Annotated in this window: 18 protein-coding genes and 1 other annotated feature; of the genes, 7 read left to right on the top strand and 11 right to left on the bottom strand. The window is 53.0% G+C overall.

Annotation, left to right across the window (positions count from 1 at the left end):
* Positions 1–12: 12 nt before the first annotated feature.
* The gene (yfiH, locus tag ACOXYR_RS04185; RefSeq protein WP_108477042.1) at positions 13–744 is read right to left on the bottom strand and encodes a purine nucleoside phosphorylase YfiH; all 732 of its coding nucleotides are present in this window, start codon (positions 742–744) and stop codon (positions 13–15) included.
* Positions 741–1721: a 23S rRNA pseudouridine(1911/1915/1917) synthase RluD gene (gene rluD / locus ACOXYR_RS04180; protein WP_108477041.1), complete on the bottom strand. Its 981-nt coding sequence runs from the start codon at positions 1719–1721 to the stop codon at positions 741–743. The genes yfiH and rluD overlap by 4 nt, the downstream gene beginning before the upstream one ends.
* Before the next feature lie 132 nt (positions 1722–1853).
* Here rluD and bamD point away from each other — a divergent pair, with 132 nt between their 5' ends.
* From bamD to pheA, 4 genes are all read left to right on the top strand, one after another.
* Complete coding sequence (gene bamD, locus ACOXYR_RS04175; RefSeq protein WP_015963371.1) at positions 1854–2597, top strand: outer membrane protein assembly factor BamD; 744 nt, start codon at positions 1854–1856, stop codon at positions 2595–2597.
* Between the two features lie 268 nt (positions 2598–2865).
* Positions 2866–3204, top strand: a complete 339-nt coding sequence (gene raiA / locus ACOXYR_RS04170; RefSeq protein WP_015963370.1) for a ribosome-associated translation inhibitor RaiA — start codon at positions 2866–2868, stop codon at positions 3202–3204.
* 107 nt (positions 3205–3311) lie between these two features.
* Positions 3312–3437: a sequence feature (Phe leader region), on the top strand.
* Positions 3313–3360, top strand: coding sequence for a pheA operon leader peptide PheL (gene pheL / locus ACOXYR_RS04165; RefSeq protein ID WP_199538682.1), 48 nt, complete (start codon positions 3313–3315; stop codon positions 3358–3360). Its footprint overlaps the feature before it by 48 nt.
* 31 nt (positions 3438–3468) lie before the next feature.
* Complete coding sequence (pheA, locus tag ACOXYR_RS04160) at positions 3469–4629, top strand: bifunctional chorismate mutase/prephenate dehydratase (protein ID WP_108477040.1); 1161 nt, start codon at positions 3469–3471, stop codon at positions 4627–4629.
* On the opposite strand, the gene ACOXYR_RS04155 is transcribed toward pheA, so the two are convergent.
* The 3 genes from ACOXYR_RS04155 to aroF form a co-directional block, all read right to left on the bottom strand.
* Positions 4626–5498, bottom strand: coding sequence for an SMP-30/gluconolactonase/LRE family protein (locus tag ACOXYR_RS04155; RefSeq protein ID WP_350435889.1), 873 nt, complete (start codon positions 5496–5498; stop codon positions 4626–4628). The two genes, pheA and ACOXYR_RS04155, sit on opposite strands and share 4 nt — an antisense overlap.
* 90 nt (positions 5499–5588) lie before the next feature.
* On the bottom strand, positions 5589–6710 hold the full coding sequence (gene tyrA / locus ACOXYR_RS04150; RefSeq protein ID WP_108477039.1) for a bifunctional chorismate mutase/prephenate dehydrogenase: 1122 nt from the start codon (positions 6708–6710) through the stop codon (positions 5589–5591).
* Between the two features lie 9 nt (positions 6711–6719).
* Positions 6720–7790 (bottom strand): 3-deoxy-7-phosphoheptulonate synthase AroF, encoded by a 1071-nt coding sequence (gene aroF, locus ACOXYR_RS04145; protein WP_421356229.1) that lies wholly within the window; start codon positions 7788–7790, stop codon positions 6720–6722.
* Positions 7791–8225: 435 nt separating this feature from the next.
* Between aroF and yfiR the strand changes: the two genes are divergently transcribed.
* Genes yfiR through ACOXYR_RS04130 form a run of 3 tightly spaced genes read left to right on the top strand, consistent with a single transcriptional unit; the run spans position 8226 to position 10507 of the window.
* Positions 8226–8795: a regulatory sequestration protein YfiR gene (gene yfiR, locus ACOXYR_RS04140; protein ID WP_108477045.1), complete on the top strand. Its 570-nt coding sequence runs from the start codon at positions 8226–8228 to the stop codon at positions 8793–8795.
* Positions 8788–10008, top strand: a complete 1221-nt coding sequence (gene dgcN, locus ACOXYR_RS04135; RefSeq protein ID WP_113857592.1) for a diguanylate cyclase DgcN/YfiN — start codon at positions 8788–8790, stop codon at positions 10006–10008. Before yfiR ends, dgcN begins: the two co-directional genes overlap by 8 nt.
* A gap of 16 nt (positions 10009–10024) precedes the next feature.
* Positions 10025–10507, top strand: a complete 483-nt coding sequence (locus ACOXYR_RS04130; protein ID WP_108477036.1) for an OmpA family protein — start codon at positions 10025–10027, stop codon at positions 10505–10507.
* Between the two features lie 3 nt (positions 10508–10510).
* Here ACOXYR_RS04130 and ACOXYR_RS04125 read toward each other — a convergent pair whose 3' ends face one another.
* The 6 genes from ACOXYR_RS04125 to rpsP all read right to left on the bottom strand — a co-directional run bounded on the left by ACOXYR_RS04125 (position 10511) and on the right by rpsP (position 14474).
* Positions 10511–11881 (bottom strand): PepSY-associated TM helix domain-containing protein, encoded by a 1371-nt coding sequence (locus ACOXYR_RS04125; RefSeq protein WP_421356230.1) that lies wholly within the window; start codon positions 11879–11881, stop codon positions 10511–10513.
* 56 nt (positions 11882–11937) lie between these two features.
* Positions 11938–12336: a DUF2946 domain-containing protein gene (locus ACOXYR_RS04120; RefSeq protein ID WP_350435890.1), complete on the bottom strand. Its 399-nt coding sequence runs from the start codon at positions 12334–12336 to the stop codon at positions 11938–11940.
* Between the two features lie 132 nt (positions 12337–12468).
* Positions 12469–12816 (bottom strand): 50S ribosomal protein L19, encoded by a 348-nt coding sequence (rplS, locus tag ACOXYR_RS04115; protein ID WP_002914145.1) that lies wholly within the window; start codon positions 12814–12816, stop codon positions 12469–12471.
* Between the two features lie 44 nt (positions 12817–12860).
* Positions 12861–13628, bottom strand: a complete 768-nt coding sequence (trmD, locus tag ACOXYR_RS04110) for a tRNA (guanosine(37)-N1)-methyltransferase TrmD (protein ID WP_015963360.1) — start codon at positions 13626–13628, stop codon at positions 12861–12863.
* A 30-nt stretch (positions 13629–13658) separates the two neighbouring features.
* Positions 13659–14207 carry a ribosome maturation factor RimM gene (gene rimM / locus ACOXYR_RS04105; RefSeq protein ID WP_108477033.1) on the bottom strand — a complete coding sequence of 183 codons (549 nt, stop codon included), beginning with the start codon at positions 14205–14207 and terminating at the stop codon, positions 13659–13661.
* A gap of 18 nt (positions 14208–14225) precedes the next feature.
* Positions 14226–14474, bottom strand: coding sequence for a 30S ribosomal protein S16 (gene rpsP / locus ACOXYR_RS04100; protein WP_041686193.1), 249 nt, complete (start codon positions 14472–14474; stop codon positions 14226–14228).
* Positions 14475–14700: the final 226 nt, after the last annotated feature.

The following is a 14700-nucleotide window of genomic DNA, read 5'->3' as shown; positions in this document are numbered from 1 at the left end:
TGATTCTTTAGGTTATATCAGCCAAATGAAACTTGCCATACGACCTGTAGTACGGTCGCGACGATATGAGAAAAAATCATCGTTTTGGCTGAAGGTACAGCGGTCACCGCCGTAGATGCGCTGCACACCGACATTTCCCAGACGCTGACGCGCCAGTAGATAAATATCAGCATAGTACTTTTCGCCCGCCGCGCGAAACGCGTTCTTCGCCTGAAGGTCTTTCGCCATAAAGGCATCGCGCACTTCCGGCCCCACTTCAAACGCCGTCGGGCCAATCGCCGGGCCAAGCCACGCCATAATATTTTCAGGGCGATCGTTAAAGCAGGCGACAGTCTCTTCCAGCACGCCTTCACACAGCCCGCGCCAGCCCGCATGCGCCGCTGCCACTTCTGTTCCGTCGAGATTACAGAACAGAACCGGCAAACAATCGGCAGTCATCACCGCACAAACGGTGCCTGGCGTATTACTGTAAGACGCGTCAGCGCGTTTCGAATCATACGGCCCGCCGCTTAAGCGCAGCACATCTTTACCATGAACCTGTTCAAGCCAGACCGGTTTTGCAGGTAAGCCGCCCGCCGCAAATAAACGGCGGCGATTCTCGTCTACGTCATCTGGATTATCACCGCAATGCGCGCCCAGATTCAGAGAATCGTAAGGCGCTTGACTCACACCGCCTTTACGGGTGGAACTACAGGATGCCACGCCCTTCGGCTGCGGCCACTGCGGGATAATCAATGACGTCATAACCAGTCCACATCGTCCTTATGCTCTTCAAAATCGGCGCGCATCGCATCAATAAGATCGACCATATCCTGCGGAATCGGCGCATGCCATTCCATTTCAATACCGGTGATCGGATGATAAAGACGCAGCATGGTGGCATGCAGTGCCTGACGGTCAAATTTACGCAGCGCAGTGATGAACTCATCCGACGCGCCTTTCGGTGGACGCGGACGCCCGCCATAAACCTGATCGCCCACCAGCGGGTGCGTAATATGGGCCATGTGCACGCGGATCTGGTGCGTACGTCCTGTTTCAAGACGCAGCCGCAGACGCGTGTGCACACGGAAGTGTTCCATGATGCGATAGTGCGTTACCGCCGGTTTACCCATTGGGTGCACCGCCATATGCGTACGTTTGGTTGGGTGACGGCTAATCGGTTCTTCAACCGTACCGCCCGCCGTCATATGACCAATTGCCACTGCTTCATATTCACGCGTGATTTCGCGCAGTTGCAGCGACTCCACCAGACGCGTTTGCGCCGGAACGGTTTTCGCCACGACCATCAGGCCCGTGGTGTCTTTATCCAGACGATGGACAATGCCCGCACGCGGCACATCGGCAATTGGCGGATAATAATGCAGCAGTGCGTTCAGCACCGTGCCGTCCGGGTTACCCGCGCCAGGGTGAACCACCAGATCGCGCGGTTTGTTGATAACAAGGATGTCATCATCTTCGTAGACGATGTTCAGCGGGATATCCTGAGGTTCAAAGCGGATATCTTCATCAATCTCAGCGTTGATCGCGACAGCCTCGCCGCCCAACACTTTTTCTTTCGGTTTGTCGCAAATTTGACCATTAACCTGCACGCGCTGGTCAAGAATCCACTCTTTTATGCGAGATCGCGAATAATCAGGGAACAATTCGGCCAAAGCTTGATCTAAGCGTTGACCAAGTTGGTTTTCGGAGACCGTTGCGGTGAGTTCTACTCGTTGTGCCATATACAGCTTCTTCGTTAACGTTGGGTTTTTACGGCTTCGCCGTTTAATATAGTGTGCTATTGTAGCTGGTCTTAATCGGGAACAGGAACTGCGAATATCCCGTACAAACATTTTGAGGAAAGTCAAAACGTCATGACGCGCATGAAATATCTGGTGGCAGCGGCCACGTTGAGCCTGGCTTTGGCGGGGTGCTCTGGTTCAAAGGAAGAGGTGCCTGATAATCCGCCTAACGAAATCTACGCAACTGCTCAGCAAAAGCTGCAGGACGGTAACTGGAAACAAGCGATAACGCAACTGGAAGCGTTGGATAACCGTTATCCGTTTGGCCCGTACTCTCAGCAGGTGCAGCTGGATCTGATCTACGCGTACTACAAAAATGCCGATCTGCCGTTGGCTCAGGCTGCCATTGATCGTTTTATCCGTCTTAACCCGACGCACCCGAACATTGATTATGTCATGTATATGCGTGGCCTGACCAATATGGCGCTGGATGACAGCGCGCTTCAGGGCTTCTTCGGGGTTGACCGTTCTGACCGCGATCCCCAGCACGCGCGTGACGCCTTCAATGACTTCTCTAAGCTGGTTCGCGGCTACCCGAACAGCCAGTACGTCACGGATGCGAACAAACGTCTGGTGTTCCTGAAAGATCGCCTGGCCAAGTACGAGCTGTCGGTCGTTGATTACTACACTGACCGTGGCGCGTGGGTTGCCGTGGTGAATCGCGTTGAAAACATGCTGCGCGATTTCCCGGATACACAAGCCACCCGTGATGCGCTGCCGAAGATGGAAAATGCGTACCGTCAGATGCAAATGACGGCACAGGCAGACAAAGTCGCGAAAATCATTGCGGCAAACAGCAGCAGCACGCAATCCTGATTTCGAATGCAAGCAAAACGGCAGCCCTGTGGCTGCCGTTTTTTTATCCGCTTAACCCGCCCGCTGAAGCGCTTTAGCGGCAAGTCATCTCATCAAATATGACCGCCTTTTTCCCTTTCGACAAGGAAAAGATCGCCTGTTCCTGCCCTGCCTCACAAAACAGTTTCCTTGACAAAAAGTGACAAAAAAACGTGATTTAAATCACACATTTTGACATTAGGAAAGGTATGCTGGAATCACCAAGACGGAAAGACAAGAGGTAAAATTTATGACAATGAACATTACCAGCAAACAAATGGAAATTACTCCGGCCATCCGCCAACATGTCGCAGACCGTCTAGCCAAATTAGAAAAATGGCAAACTCATATTATTAACCCGCACATCATCCTGTCCAAGGAGCCGCAGGGTTTTATCGCTGACGCCACCATGAACACGCCGAACGGGCTTCTGGTTGCCAGCGCCAAGCATGAAGATATGTATGCTGCAATCAACGAATTGATCAACAAGCTGGAACGGCAGCTCAATAAGGTGCAACACAAAGGGGAAGCCCGTCGCGCCACAACATCGGTGAAAGACGCAAGCTTCGAAGAAGTTGAAGAAGAGTAAAACTGAACTTTGAGTGTATCGCCAACGCGCCTTCGGGCGCGTTTTTTATTGACAGAAGGAAAACGGAGCAGGTACTGTTACCAGACACACTGTAAGGAATCATCATCCGTGAAATCTGTTCTGTTTTTCTTCGCATTCTTTTTTACCTTCCCCTGAACGGGAGGCGTTTCGTCGTAAGATAAAGAATGCGAAGACGAACAATAAGGCCTCCCACTCCGGGGGGCCTTTTTTATTGGCAAGATTGATAACAATAAAGGCACAACTATGACAGCGGAAAACCCGTTACTGGCTCTGCGCGATAAAATAAGCGCGCTGGATGAAAAATTACTGACGCTTCTGGCCGAGCGTCGCGGTCTGGCGGTGGAAGTGGGCAAAGCGAAGCTGGCCTCCCATCGCCCGGTACGTGATATCGACCGGGAACGCGATCTGCTGGAACGGCTGATTGCGCTGGGTAAAACGCACCATCTCGATGCGCACTACATTACCCGCCTGTTCCAGCTCATCATCGAAGATTCCGTTCTCACTCAGCAGGCGCTGCTGCAACAACATCTGAATAAAATCAATCCGCACTCTGCACGTATCGCTTTCCTCGGGCCAAAAGGCTCTTATTCACACCTTGCGGCGCGCCAGTATGCCGCACGCCATTTCGAGCAGTTTATTGAAAGTGGCTGCGCGAAATTTGCCGATATCTTCAATCATGTGGAAACGGGCCAGGCTGACTACGCCGTTGTGCCAATTGAAAACACCAGCTCCGGTGCGATCAACGATGTCTATGACCTGCTGCAACACACCAGTCTCTCGATCGTCGGTGAAATGACGATCGTTATCGATCACTGCGTACTGGTATCCGGATCAACGGATCTCGACACTATCGACACGGTTTACAGCCATCCGCAGCCGTTCCAGCAGTGCAGCAAATTCCTTGCCCGCTATCCGCACTGGAAAATTGAGTACACCGAAAGCACCTCAGCGGCGATGGAGAAAGTGGCGCAGGCCAATTCGCCATGCGTTGCAGCGCTGGGCAGCGAGGCGGGCGGTGCGCTGCACGGCTTACAGGTTCTGGAACGTATTGAAGCCAATCAGACGCAAAACATTACGCGCTTCATTGTGCTGGCGCGTAAAGCGATTGATGTTTCAGACCAGGTTCCGGCGAAAACCACACTGTTAATGGCGACCGGGCAACAGGCGGGCGCACTGGTAGAAGCGCTGCTGGTACTACGCAATCATCACCTGATCATGACCAAACTGGAATCCCGCCCGATTCACGGCAATCCGTGGGAGGAGATGTTTTATCTTGATATCCAGGCCAACCTGGAATCGGAATCAATGCAAAAAGCGCTTAAGGAGCTGGGCAAAATTACCCGCTCCATGAAAGTACTGGGTTGTTATCCGAGCGAGAACGTCGTTCCGGTTGACCCGGCTTAACGCTCAATAAACGGTAACTTCTTCATTCCTGCCACGTTCACTGGCAGGGTGAAGATGGCACCGGAAAGGGGATACTGCTGCACTTCTGCCGCTGACATGTTTTCCCGCGTGGTGGTAATAAAAAGCGTGCGCATATCCGCTCCGCCAAAACAGACCATCGTCGGGCAACGCACCGGCATCCGATACTCTTCCAGTTGTTCGCCTTCCGGGGAAAAACGCGCAATACGCCAGCCATCAAACAGCGCACTCCAGTAACAGCCTTCTTCATCCACCGCCGCGCCGTCCGGAATACCCTCTCCAGGGGCAAATTGATGGAAGATTCCGCGGCTGCCGGGCTCACCGTCGTCATCAAGTGGCGTTCGATAAATCACGCCGTTCGGGGTGTCTGATGTGTACATCCAGCGTTTATCCGCGCTGAACGCCAGGCCATTAGCGCCGTGGATATCGCACTGCACCACCTTCGGCTTCAGTTCATTATCGATGCGTACCAACAACGCACCGTTGTAATCGCCGGGCGCCCAGAAGGTTCCTGCATAGAAACGCCCGTCTCTGTCCGTTCCCCCATCGTTGAAGCGCGCCAACGCCGGATTGCTGGGGTTATCGCAAATTTTGCGCACCAGCAGACCATGTTTATCCGCCAGCCAGATGGCGCTGCGCAGCGCCACGATAAACCCGCCCTTTTCGCGTAATGCGAAACAGCCCACCTCTTCAGGAAACTGCAAAACCTGATGCTCACCGCTTTGCGGATAATATCGATGAATTTCGTATTCCAGAATATCCGCCCAGTACAGCGCCTGCTCCGATTCGCTCCAGGTGGGGCATTCCGGCAGATGTCCGGCGTAATCAAACAACGGTTGTGGCTCAGTCATACGTTTCATCCCTATAAAAAAAGCCAGCGGGCTACCCCACTGGCTTTTAAGTATATACAGAATTTGTTAACGCTATGTGTGACCGTGCTCTTAGGCGCGGCTATCGTTAGCCTGGCGCAACAATGTGCGGCTTTCACTCTGGAAGCGCTGGGCGTAATCGCCAAACCAGTGCTCCACTTTACGGAAGCTGTCGATAAACGCCTGCTTATCCCCCTGCTCCAGCAAACTGATCGCCTCGCCAAAACGCTGGTAGTAACGCTTAATCAGCGCCAGGTTATTGCCAGAGGACATAATGATATCGGCGTAAAGTTGCGGATCCTGAGCAAACAGTCGGCCAACCATCGCCAGTTCCAGGCGATAGATAGGCGAAGAGAGTGCCAGCAATTGTTCAAGCTGAACATTCTCTTCCGCCAGATGCAGGCCATAAGCAAAGGTCGCGAAGTGTCGCAAAGCCTGAATAAAGGCCATGTTCTGATCATGCTCGACAGCGCTGATGCGATGCAGACGCGCGCCCCACACCTGAATTTGCTCAAGGAACCACTGATACGCTTCCGGCTGACGCCCGTCGCAGTACACCACCACCTGTTTAGCCAGGCTACCGCTGTCCGGCCCGAACATCGGGTGCAAGCCAACAACCGGGCCCGGATGCGCTTCCAGCATCGCCTGTAACGGCCCGGCTTTCACCGATGCCAGGTCAACCAGAATGCAGTCGGCAGGCAGCGGCGGTAACTTCGCGATGATCTGCTCGGTGACATGAATCGGCACGCTGACGATCACCATGCCCGCATCGGCGACAATCTCCTGCGCCCGCGACCAGTCGTCACGTTCGAGGATACGCACCTGGTAGCCGGACAAATTCAGCATTTTTTCAAACAGCCGCCCCATCTGCCCGCCGCCGCCGACAATAACGACAGGGCGTAACGTTGGATGCAGCGTTTTGAAGCCTTTATCGTTTTCGCTGGAGTACGACTCACGCATCACACGACGCAGGACATCTTCTATCAAATCGGGCGGAACGCCAATCGAGGCGGCCTCCTCCCGGCGTGAGGCAAGCATGGTCGCTTCACGTTCGGGAACGTAAATCGGCAGGCCATATTTGCTTTTGACCTCGCCCACTTCAGCCACCAGTTCAAGACGGCGCGCCAGCAACCCCAGCAACGCCTTATCCACTTCATCAATTTGATCGCGCAGCGCGGTCAGTTCAGCAACCATACAATCCTCTTACGCCAGTCGTGCTGCCAGGTGGCCGCGTAAATCCTTGTCTAACTCACGCAGCAGCGCATCGGTGGTTTCCCAACTGATGCAGGCATCGGTCACCGAAACGCCGTATTTCATGTCGCAGCGCGGCTGTTCAGAAGACTGATTACCTTCGTGAATGTTACTTTCAATCATCAGGCCGATAATCGAACGATTACCGTCTTTGATCTGAGCGACAACGGATTCCGCCACCGCAGGCTGACGGCGGTAGTCTTTATTGGAATTCCCATGGCTGCAATCTACCATCAGCGACGGTTTCAGTCCCGCCTGTTCCATCTCTTTTTCGCACTGAGCAACATCTTCTGGCCCGTAGTTCGGTGATTTACCGCCGCGCAGGATCACGTGGCCATCCGGGTTACCCTGGGTTTGCAGTAAGCAAACCTGGCCGGCCTGGTTGATGCCCACAAAACGGTGCGGCATGGCAGCAGCGCGCATGGCGTTGATGGCGGTCGCCAGTGAGCCATCGGTACCGTTTTTAAAGCCCACCGGCATTGAGAGACCAGAGGCCATTTCACGGTGGGTTTGGGATTCGGTGGTACGCGCACCAATTGCAGACCAGCTAAACAGATCGCCCAGGTATTGCGGGCTGTTCGGGTCCAGCGCTTCCGTCGCCAGCGGCAGACCCATGTTGACCAGTTCCACCAACAGACGACGCGCAATTTTCAGGCCGCCTTCCACGTCAAACGAACCGTCCATATGCGGATCGTTGATCAGCCCTTTCCAGCCGACGGTCGTACGTGGTTTTTCAAAATAGACGCGCATCACCAGGTAGAGGCTATCGCTGACCTCCTCGGCAAGGCATTTAAATCGACGAGCATATTCGATGGCCGTTTCAGGGCAGTGAATCGAGCACGGGCCACACACTACCAGCAGACGAGGATCGCGCCCGGCGATGATGTCAGAGATGGTTTTGCGTGACTGCGCGATTTGCGCTTCCTGTTCAACACTCAGCGGGAATTCCGCTTTCAGTTGTTCTGGGGTGATCAGAATTTGTTCATCGGTAATATGTACGTTATTCAGCGCGTCTTTTTGCATGGTGGCTTACCTGTCTGGCTCGTTTGCGATAGTGGTTTCCTCGATGAGGTGAAGTAACAATATCATAAAAAGTAAAGATTTCAATCCAAATTACGTAAATATAACTTTACACCAACCTATTTCAGGCAAATTTTACCGCCAAAAACTGCAAACATATCGTTACACTCATAATCCTGCCTGTCATTCTCCTGATAACAGCGCTCATGAAAATAACTGATTGCCCCCCTAATCTGGCCTCTTTAACACCTCTGCAATTACAAAAAGAGTCCCTGCAAAATCAATTAAATAAGAGATAACCTTACATTTAATATATTTATTTCTAAGCATGTGATCGCCACCAAATCATTCAATCGAAATTTAACTTAACTAATACGTAATCCATTTCATGATCTAATGACGGGTCAGGCGAAAAATGATAGTCTGCACAGAGAATTTATGGACGCAAAAATCAAAGCTTTACGGCGGATTCCGATGAGCAACCCGTTCTTAAAAATTTCATACTCGCTTTTGCTGGTATTGATATTTTTTTCTCTTAGCAGACCACTTTTTGCCGCTGCGTTAACTGATATGGATAAATCGGTACGTTCAATGGTTTCCGGTATTATCAGCTACACTCGCTGGCCACAGCCTGAACAGCCGCCAACACTCTGCATTTTTAGCTCCGCGCGGTATCGCGATGCATTGATCACAGCCGAGGGGTCTCCCGTCACCTATCACCCGATAATGGTGCATTCCCACCGGGAGGCTCTTAACGCTGGTTGTGCTGCCATCTATTTTGGCTCGGAATCACCTGAACAACAGACAGAATTACAAAATATGCTTAACGCGAGGCCAACATTATTAATTTCAGAACAAAACGCCGAATGTCGTATTGGCAGTTCCTTCTGTCTGCTATTCAATACCGATAAAGTGACATTCGCCGTAAACCTCGATTCCCTTTCTCGTAGTGGCGTCAGGGTCAATCCGGATGTTTTGATGCTCGCACGGAATAAAAATCATGAATAAGGACTATTCAACCCCGCCGCGCCCGACGTTTAAGCGCACCCTACGGCGTATTAGCGTCACCAGCGTATTTATTACCATGACGCTAATTTGGCTACTATTGTGCGGCGCATCCATTGTGACGCTGAAACAATACGCGCAGAAAAATCTCGAGCTGACCGGTTCGACCATGAGCCATAGTCTGGAAGCTGCGCTGGTCTTTAATGACAATACCGCCGCCACTGAAACACTGGCGATGCTGGGCAAACAGGGCCATTTCGCTACCGCAGAAGTGGTTAGCACCGGCAACAAACGCTTTGCCTACTGGCACTATAATGCTTCTGGCGAGCGGGACACGCTCAACAGGTTAGTCAGCCAATGGCTGTTTCCTTTACCGGTCACGCAGCCCATCACTTACAACGGTCAGACCATTGGTGAGTTACGCTTAACGGCCCGCGACAGTTTGATCAGCCATTTCATCTGGTTATCACTTGGCGTTCTGACCGCCTGTATCGTCTTTGCATCAGCGGTCGCCCTACTGATTACGCGCCATCTGCATGAAGGGGTCGTCACCGCCCTGCAAAGTATTACCGACGTGGTACATGATGTGCGCACGAATCGTAACTTTTCTCGCCGTGTCAGCGCTGAACGTATTGATGAATTTCACCGTTTCGCTCTCGATTTCAACAGCCTGCTGGATGAAATGGAGGAGTGGCAGCTTAAGCTGCAAGCCAAAAACGCCCAACTCCTGCGCACCGCGCTGCACGATGCGCTGACGGGTCTACCCAACCGCGCGGCGTTTCGTACCCGCATTGCGTCGCTGATGAGCAATCCGCAGATGAAAGCCAGCTCGGCGCTACTGTTCCTCGACGGCGATAACTTTAAACGCATCAACGATACCTGGGGCCACGCCGCAGGCGATTGCGTGTTGATTGACGCAGCGAAACGGTTGATGGAGTTCAGCGGGAATCGCCATGCGGCGTATCGTCTGGGTGGTGATGAGTTTGCGGTCATTTTATCGGGGGTGAACAGCGAACATGAGGTGCAGCGGATCTGTGCCGCGCTGTCGCAACAATTCATTCGCCCCTTTGATTTACGCAATGGGCATTATGTGCCGCTGTCGCTGAGCGTCGGCTATGCCTTAACGTGGGAACATAATTCCGTCGAAGATTTACAGGAACTTGCCGATAAGAATATGTATGACATGAAAAATCAGCGTTCCAAAAACTCATTATGAGATGCAAGGAAAGAGTATGTTAAAGCGTTATATCGCCGCCGCGTTGCTATCAACCACTCTGCTGGCAGGTTGCCAGGCCCCTCAGGGGAAATTTACCCCGGAGCAGATCGCCGCAATGAAATCGTACGGATTTAGCGAAACCAACGGGGACTGGTCGCTTGGCCTCTCTGATACCATTCTGTTCGACAAAAATGATTTCCGTTTGCGCCCGGATAGCCAGCAGCAAATCCACACCATGGCTGCTCGCCTGGCATCAACCGGGATCACGCATTTGCGTATGGATGGACACACGGATAACTACGGGGAAGCGAGCTATAACGAAGCCCTCTCTCTGAAACGCGCCAACGCCGTCGCCGAAAGCTGGGCAGAAGGCGCGCGCATTCCGCGCAGCAACCTGACAACACAGGGGCTGGGGCAAAAATACCCGGTTGCCAGTAACAAAACCTCGCAAGGGCGCGCCGAAAACCGCCGCGTCGCGGTGGTGATCAGCGCCCCTTAAGGCTTATTGCACTGGCTGCGTTTGAGTCGCTTCCTGATGACTCCGCCAGCGCAGCCAGTCAATGACCACAAATAACAACAAACTAACGCCCATCACCGGCAGCGCCAGCCCCAACAGAATAGCCATCACAAGCGTCGTCAGACGTCCTGCCAGGGATAACGCCAGCCAGCTCTGAGACAAAGTCTGAAGCGGACTCGCAGCAGCCTGCGCCGGACGCTTAATCCACCACAGTCGATACCCCATCACGATCGCCACGCACAACGCCAGTCCGAAAGCGATCAGCAGCAATTGGTTCGGCAGACCGAACAGAATCCCCATATGAAAATCAACGCCCCAGCGGGTAAGCTTCGCCATCAGCGGGAAATCAGCAAAACGCGTGCGATCGCGGATCGCAAGGGATGCGCCATCTACCGCAACGGCATCCACCTGGGTCGGCCAGCGCCGATCGATTTCCGTCACCGTCCAGGCACGATCTTCACTGCGTGGCGGGCGAATCTCCACCAACGTCGCATCAATCCCCGCTCGCTGTGCTGCAGCCAGTACGGAATCAAACTTTTCTCCAGCAATAACCGGCGGCGTCATGCCAGGCATTGCCGCCATATGGCCCTTATGTTCCGCATGTGGATCTGCCATTTCCATTTTGCCGTGCAGTTGCGTATTCACCTGCGGCGTCATCCAGCCCAATGCCGCACGCATTTTATCGACGTTGCCGCCCGCCCACTGTGACCAGGTCAGCCCGGTTGCGGAGAAGAGCAGCATCCCCGCCAGCAACACCCAACCAAGCGTAACGTGCACACGACGTGTGTTCTGGAAGCGATTGTTAACACGGCGTTTGGGTCGGGTCACGGCCCACAGCGCAATACCCCCCAGCGCGGCAACCCACATCCATGATGCCGCCAGTTCGCTGTAGAGACGCCCAACATTGCCTAACAGTAATGAGCGGTGGGCGTAATCTATCCATTGACGCAGCGGCAATATGCCACTGGTACCGTAAACGGTCATATCCCCCGTCACCGCAAGCGTGACCGGGTCGATAAAAATCGCCCGACTTTCAGACTCGCCAAGAGCAGGATCGGCAAACATCACGCGGGTGGTTTCGCCCGCAGATAGCGCCGGGCGTACGGCATGCAGGCGAAGCTCACCGCCGGAGACCTGCTGCGCGACCGCAATTTGGTCGGCCAGTGCGTGACGTTCTCCGCTCATGGTGCCGTGCAGCGCGCGCTGGTAAAGCATATTTTCCAGTTGGGGCGTAGCGACATACAGTGTGCCGGTTAACGCCGCCACAAAGATAAACGGCCCGACAAACAGACCAATAAAAAAATGCAGGCGACGAAGCAGGTGTACCCATGCCGCCCGTGAGGTGCAGGTTGTCATACTTTTCCTTTTTAGATGCGAAAAGAGTCGTGGCGTATTACGCCATTTATAATGTTTTAACAGGAAAAAGCAGACAGGCGCGGCGGCGCGCGGGTATCAGGAAAGAGCCAGGGAAAATAGTGCCAGTGCTTTACAGCAGGCCGCACCAGCCTGACACGGCAGCGTAACAGCAGGCCACATAACAGGATAACCAGCGCCAGAATCAGCCCCGGTACGTGCGCCATTAAAACGCAGTAGCCGCAGGCCTCGGCGTGGTCGACCGGCATACTCTGAGAAGAGGAGTGATGCTCTGCATCCATACTCATCGCATGGTGCATACCGGGCATCGCGCTCATCGGGTCTTTTTGCAGCGAAACGGAGATCAGGGGCGCCACGATAATCAGCGCAATAGCGAACAGCGCGAGCCAGGCCGCGTGTCGTTTTAGCGCTGAACCATGAAACCGATTGCTGCTCACGATACCCTCCGATAAGGAGCGGATATTGTAAATGAATTATCTCAAAACAGTTAACACGGAGTGCCCCAGGCGATAAAAAAAGGGCCAGCCTTTCGGCCAGCCCTTTCTAACAGGATGTCGCTTACGCGAATCTTAGTTAAGACGCTCTTTGATACGAGCAGACTTACCAGTACGTTCACGCAGGTAGTACAGTTTAGCTTTACGCACAGCACCACGACGTTTAACAGCAATGCTGTCAACAACCGGAGAGTGAGTCTGGAAGACACGCTCAACGCCTTCGCCGTTGGAAATTTTACGAACAGTGAATGCAGAGTGCAGACCGCGGTTACGAATAGCGATAACCACGCCCTCGAATGCCTGCAGACGTTTTTTGGAACCTTCAACAACCCATACTTTCACTTCCACGGTATCACCCGGACGGAAGGAAGGTACGTCCTGCTTCATCTGTTCTTGTTCAAGTTGCTTAATAATGTTGCTCATAATTTAATCTCTTATCCTGGGTAAACTGATATATCGGGCGCGTATTACGCTTGCCCATCATGTTTATGTTGCTGTTGTGCGTGCTCCTTTTGGAACTCCGCCAGCAACCTTGCTTGCTCTTCAGTCAGAGCCAGGTTTTCCAGAAGTTCAGGTCTTCTAAGCCAGGAGCGGCCCAGCGACTGTTTCAAACGCCAGCGACGTATCTCGGCATGGTTCCCCGACAGTAACACTGGCGGTACTTCCATCCCTTCTAACACTTCAGGACGCGTATAGTGGGGGCAATCCAGCAACCCGTCAGCAAAGGAATCTTCCGTTGCCGATGCTTCGTGACCCAGTACACCCGGGATGAACCGGGAAACGGAGTCAATCAGCGTCATTGCCGGTAACTCACCACCGCTGAGAACGTAATCGCCGATTGACCATTCTTCGTCAATTTCGGTCTGAATCACGCGCTCATCAATACCTTCGTAGCGACCACACACCAGAATCAGTTTCTGATTCGTTGCCAGTTCGCTGACGCCTGCTTGATCAAGCTTGCGTCCCTGAGGTGAAAGATAAATCACCTTTGCGCCTTCACCTGCCGCGGCTTTTGCTGCATTGATGGCATCCCGTAAAGGTTGCACCATCATTAACATCCCCGGCCCGCCGCCGTAAGGACGATCGTCCACGGTACGGTGCCGGTCATGCGTGAAATCACGAGGACTCCAGCTCTGGATGCTCAGCAGGCCATTTTTTACTGCCCGGCCAGTTACCCCGTAATCGGTAATTGCGCGGAACATTTCAGGAAACAGGCTAATTATGCCAATCCACATAGCGCCGTCTTTTACCGTTTATCCGGTGGTTTAAAAACCAGGATCCCAATCTACTTCGATTGAACGAGTAGCGAGATCGACTTTCTTGATAACCTGCCCATCGAGGAACGGAACCAACCGCTCCTTGATACCAAACGCATCTTTCAGGTTTGCCTTAATGACGAGTACGTCATTCGAACCGGTCTCCATCATATCGATGACTTTACCGAGATCGTAACCTTCCGTTGTGACTACCTGGCAGCCCATCAGGTCTTTCCAGTAGTAATCACCCTCTTCCAGTGTTGGCAACTGCGATGAATCAACGATAATTTCGCAATTAGTCAGTAGATTCGCAGCATCGCGATCATCAACGCCTTTCAGCTTAATGATGATGTCCTGATTGTGGTGGCGCCAGCTTTCCAGCTCAACGACCTGCCACTGACCCGCCTTCTGGATTAACCAGGGCTGATAGTCAAAAATGCTTTCGGCGTCTTCGGTGGAGGAAAACACTCTGAGCCAACCACGGATACCGTAGGAAGAACCCATTTTGCCCAATACGATGGGATCAACAGGTGCCTGTGCGGTGAGTTGCTTGCTCATCATGACCACCGTGACAGATTAAGCTGCTTTTTTAGCTTCTTTGATCAGCGCAGATACGCGATCAGAGATAGTTGCGCCCTGGCCAACCCAGTGCTCGATGCGATCCAGATCCAGGCGAGTGCCTTCTTCTTTTTCGCTCGCGATCGGGTTGAAGAAACCAACGCGCTCGATGAAGCGACCGTTACGTGCATTACGGCTGTCAGTCACAACAACCTGGTAGAACGGACGCTTTTTAGCGCCGTGACGAGCTAAACGAATAGTTACCATAACATCCTCTTGTGTGAATAGAACAACCGGGCCCCATCGAGGGAAGGGGCCCGGTGTCATATTAAAAGCCCGAAAATTTTACTCATTTTTGCGGAAATTGCAATCAACAGTTATTAACTCTGCTGTAAAAGGCCGTCGGCGGTGCAGCCAGTTTGGTGCCGGAGTGCGCGCAGTCACCGGAGCGTACACGCAGTACGTGAGGATGACGAGCACACCCCGGTGCCAA

The organism is Pseudocitrobacter faecalis (genome assembly GCF_965231525.1).
GTDB classification, from domain to species: domain Bacteria; phylum Pseudomonadota; class Gammaproteobacteria; order Enterobacterales; family Enterobacteriaceae; genus Pseudocitrobacter; species Pseudocitrobacter faecalis.
Note: the sequence above shows the minus strand (reverse complement) of the source record. Positions and strands in the feature narration are given on the sequence as shown.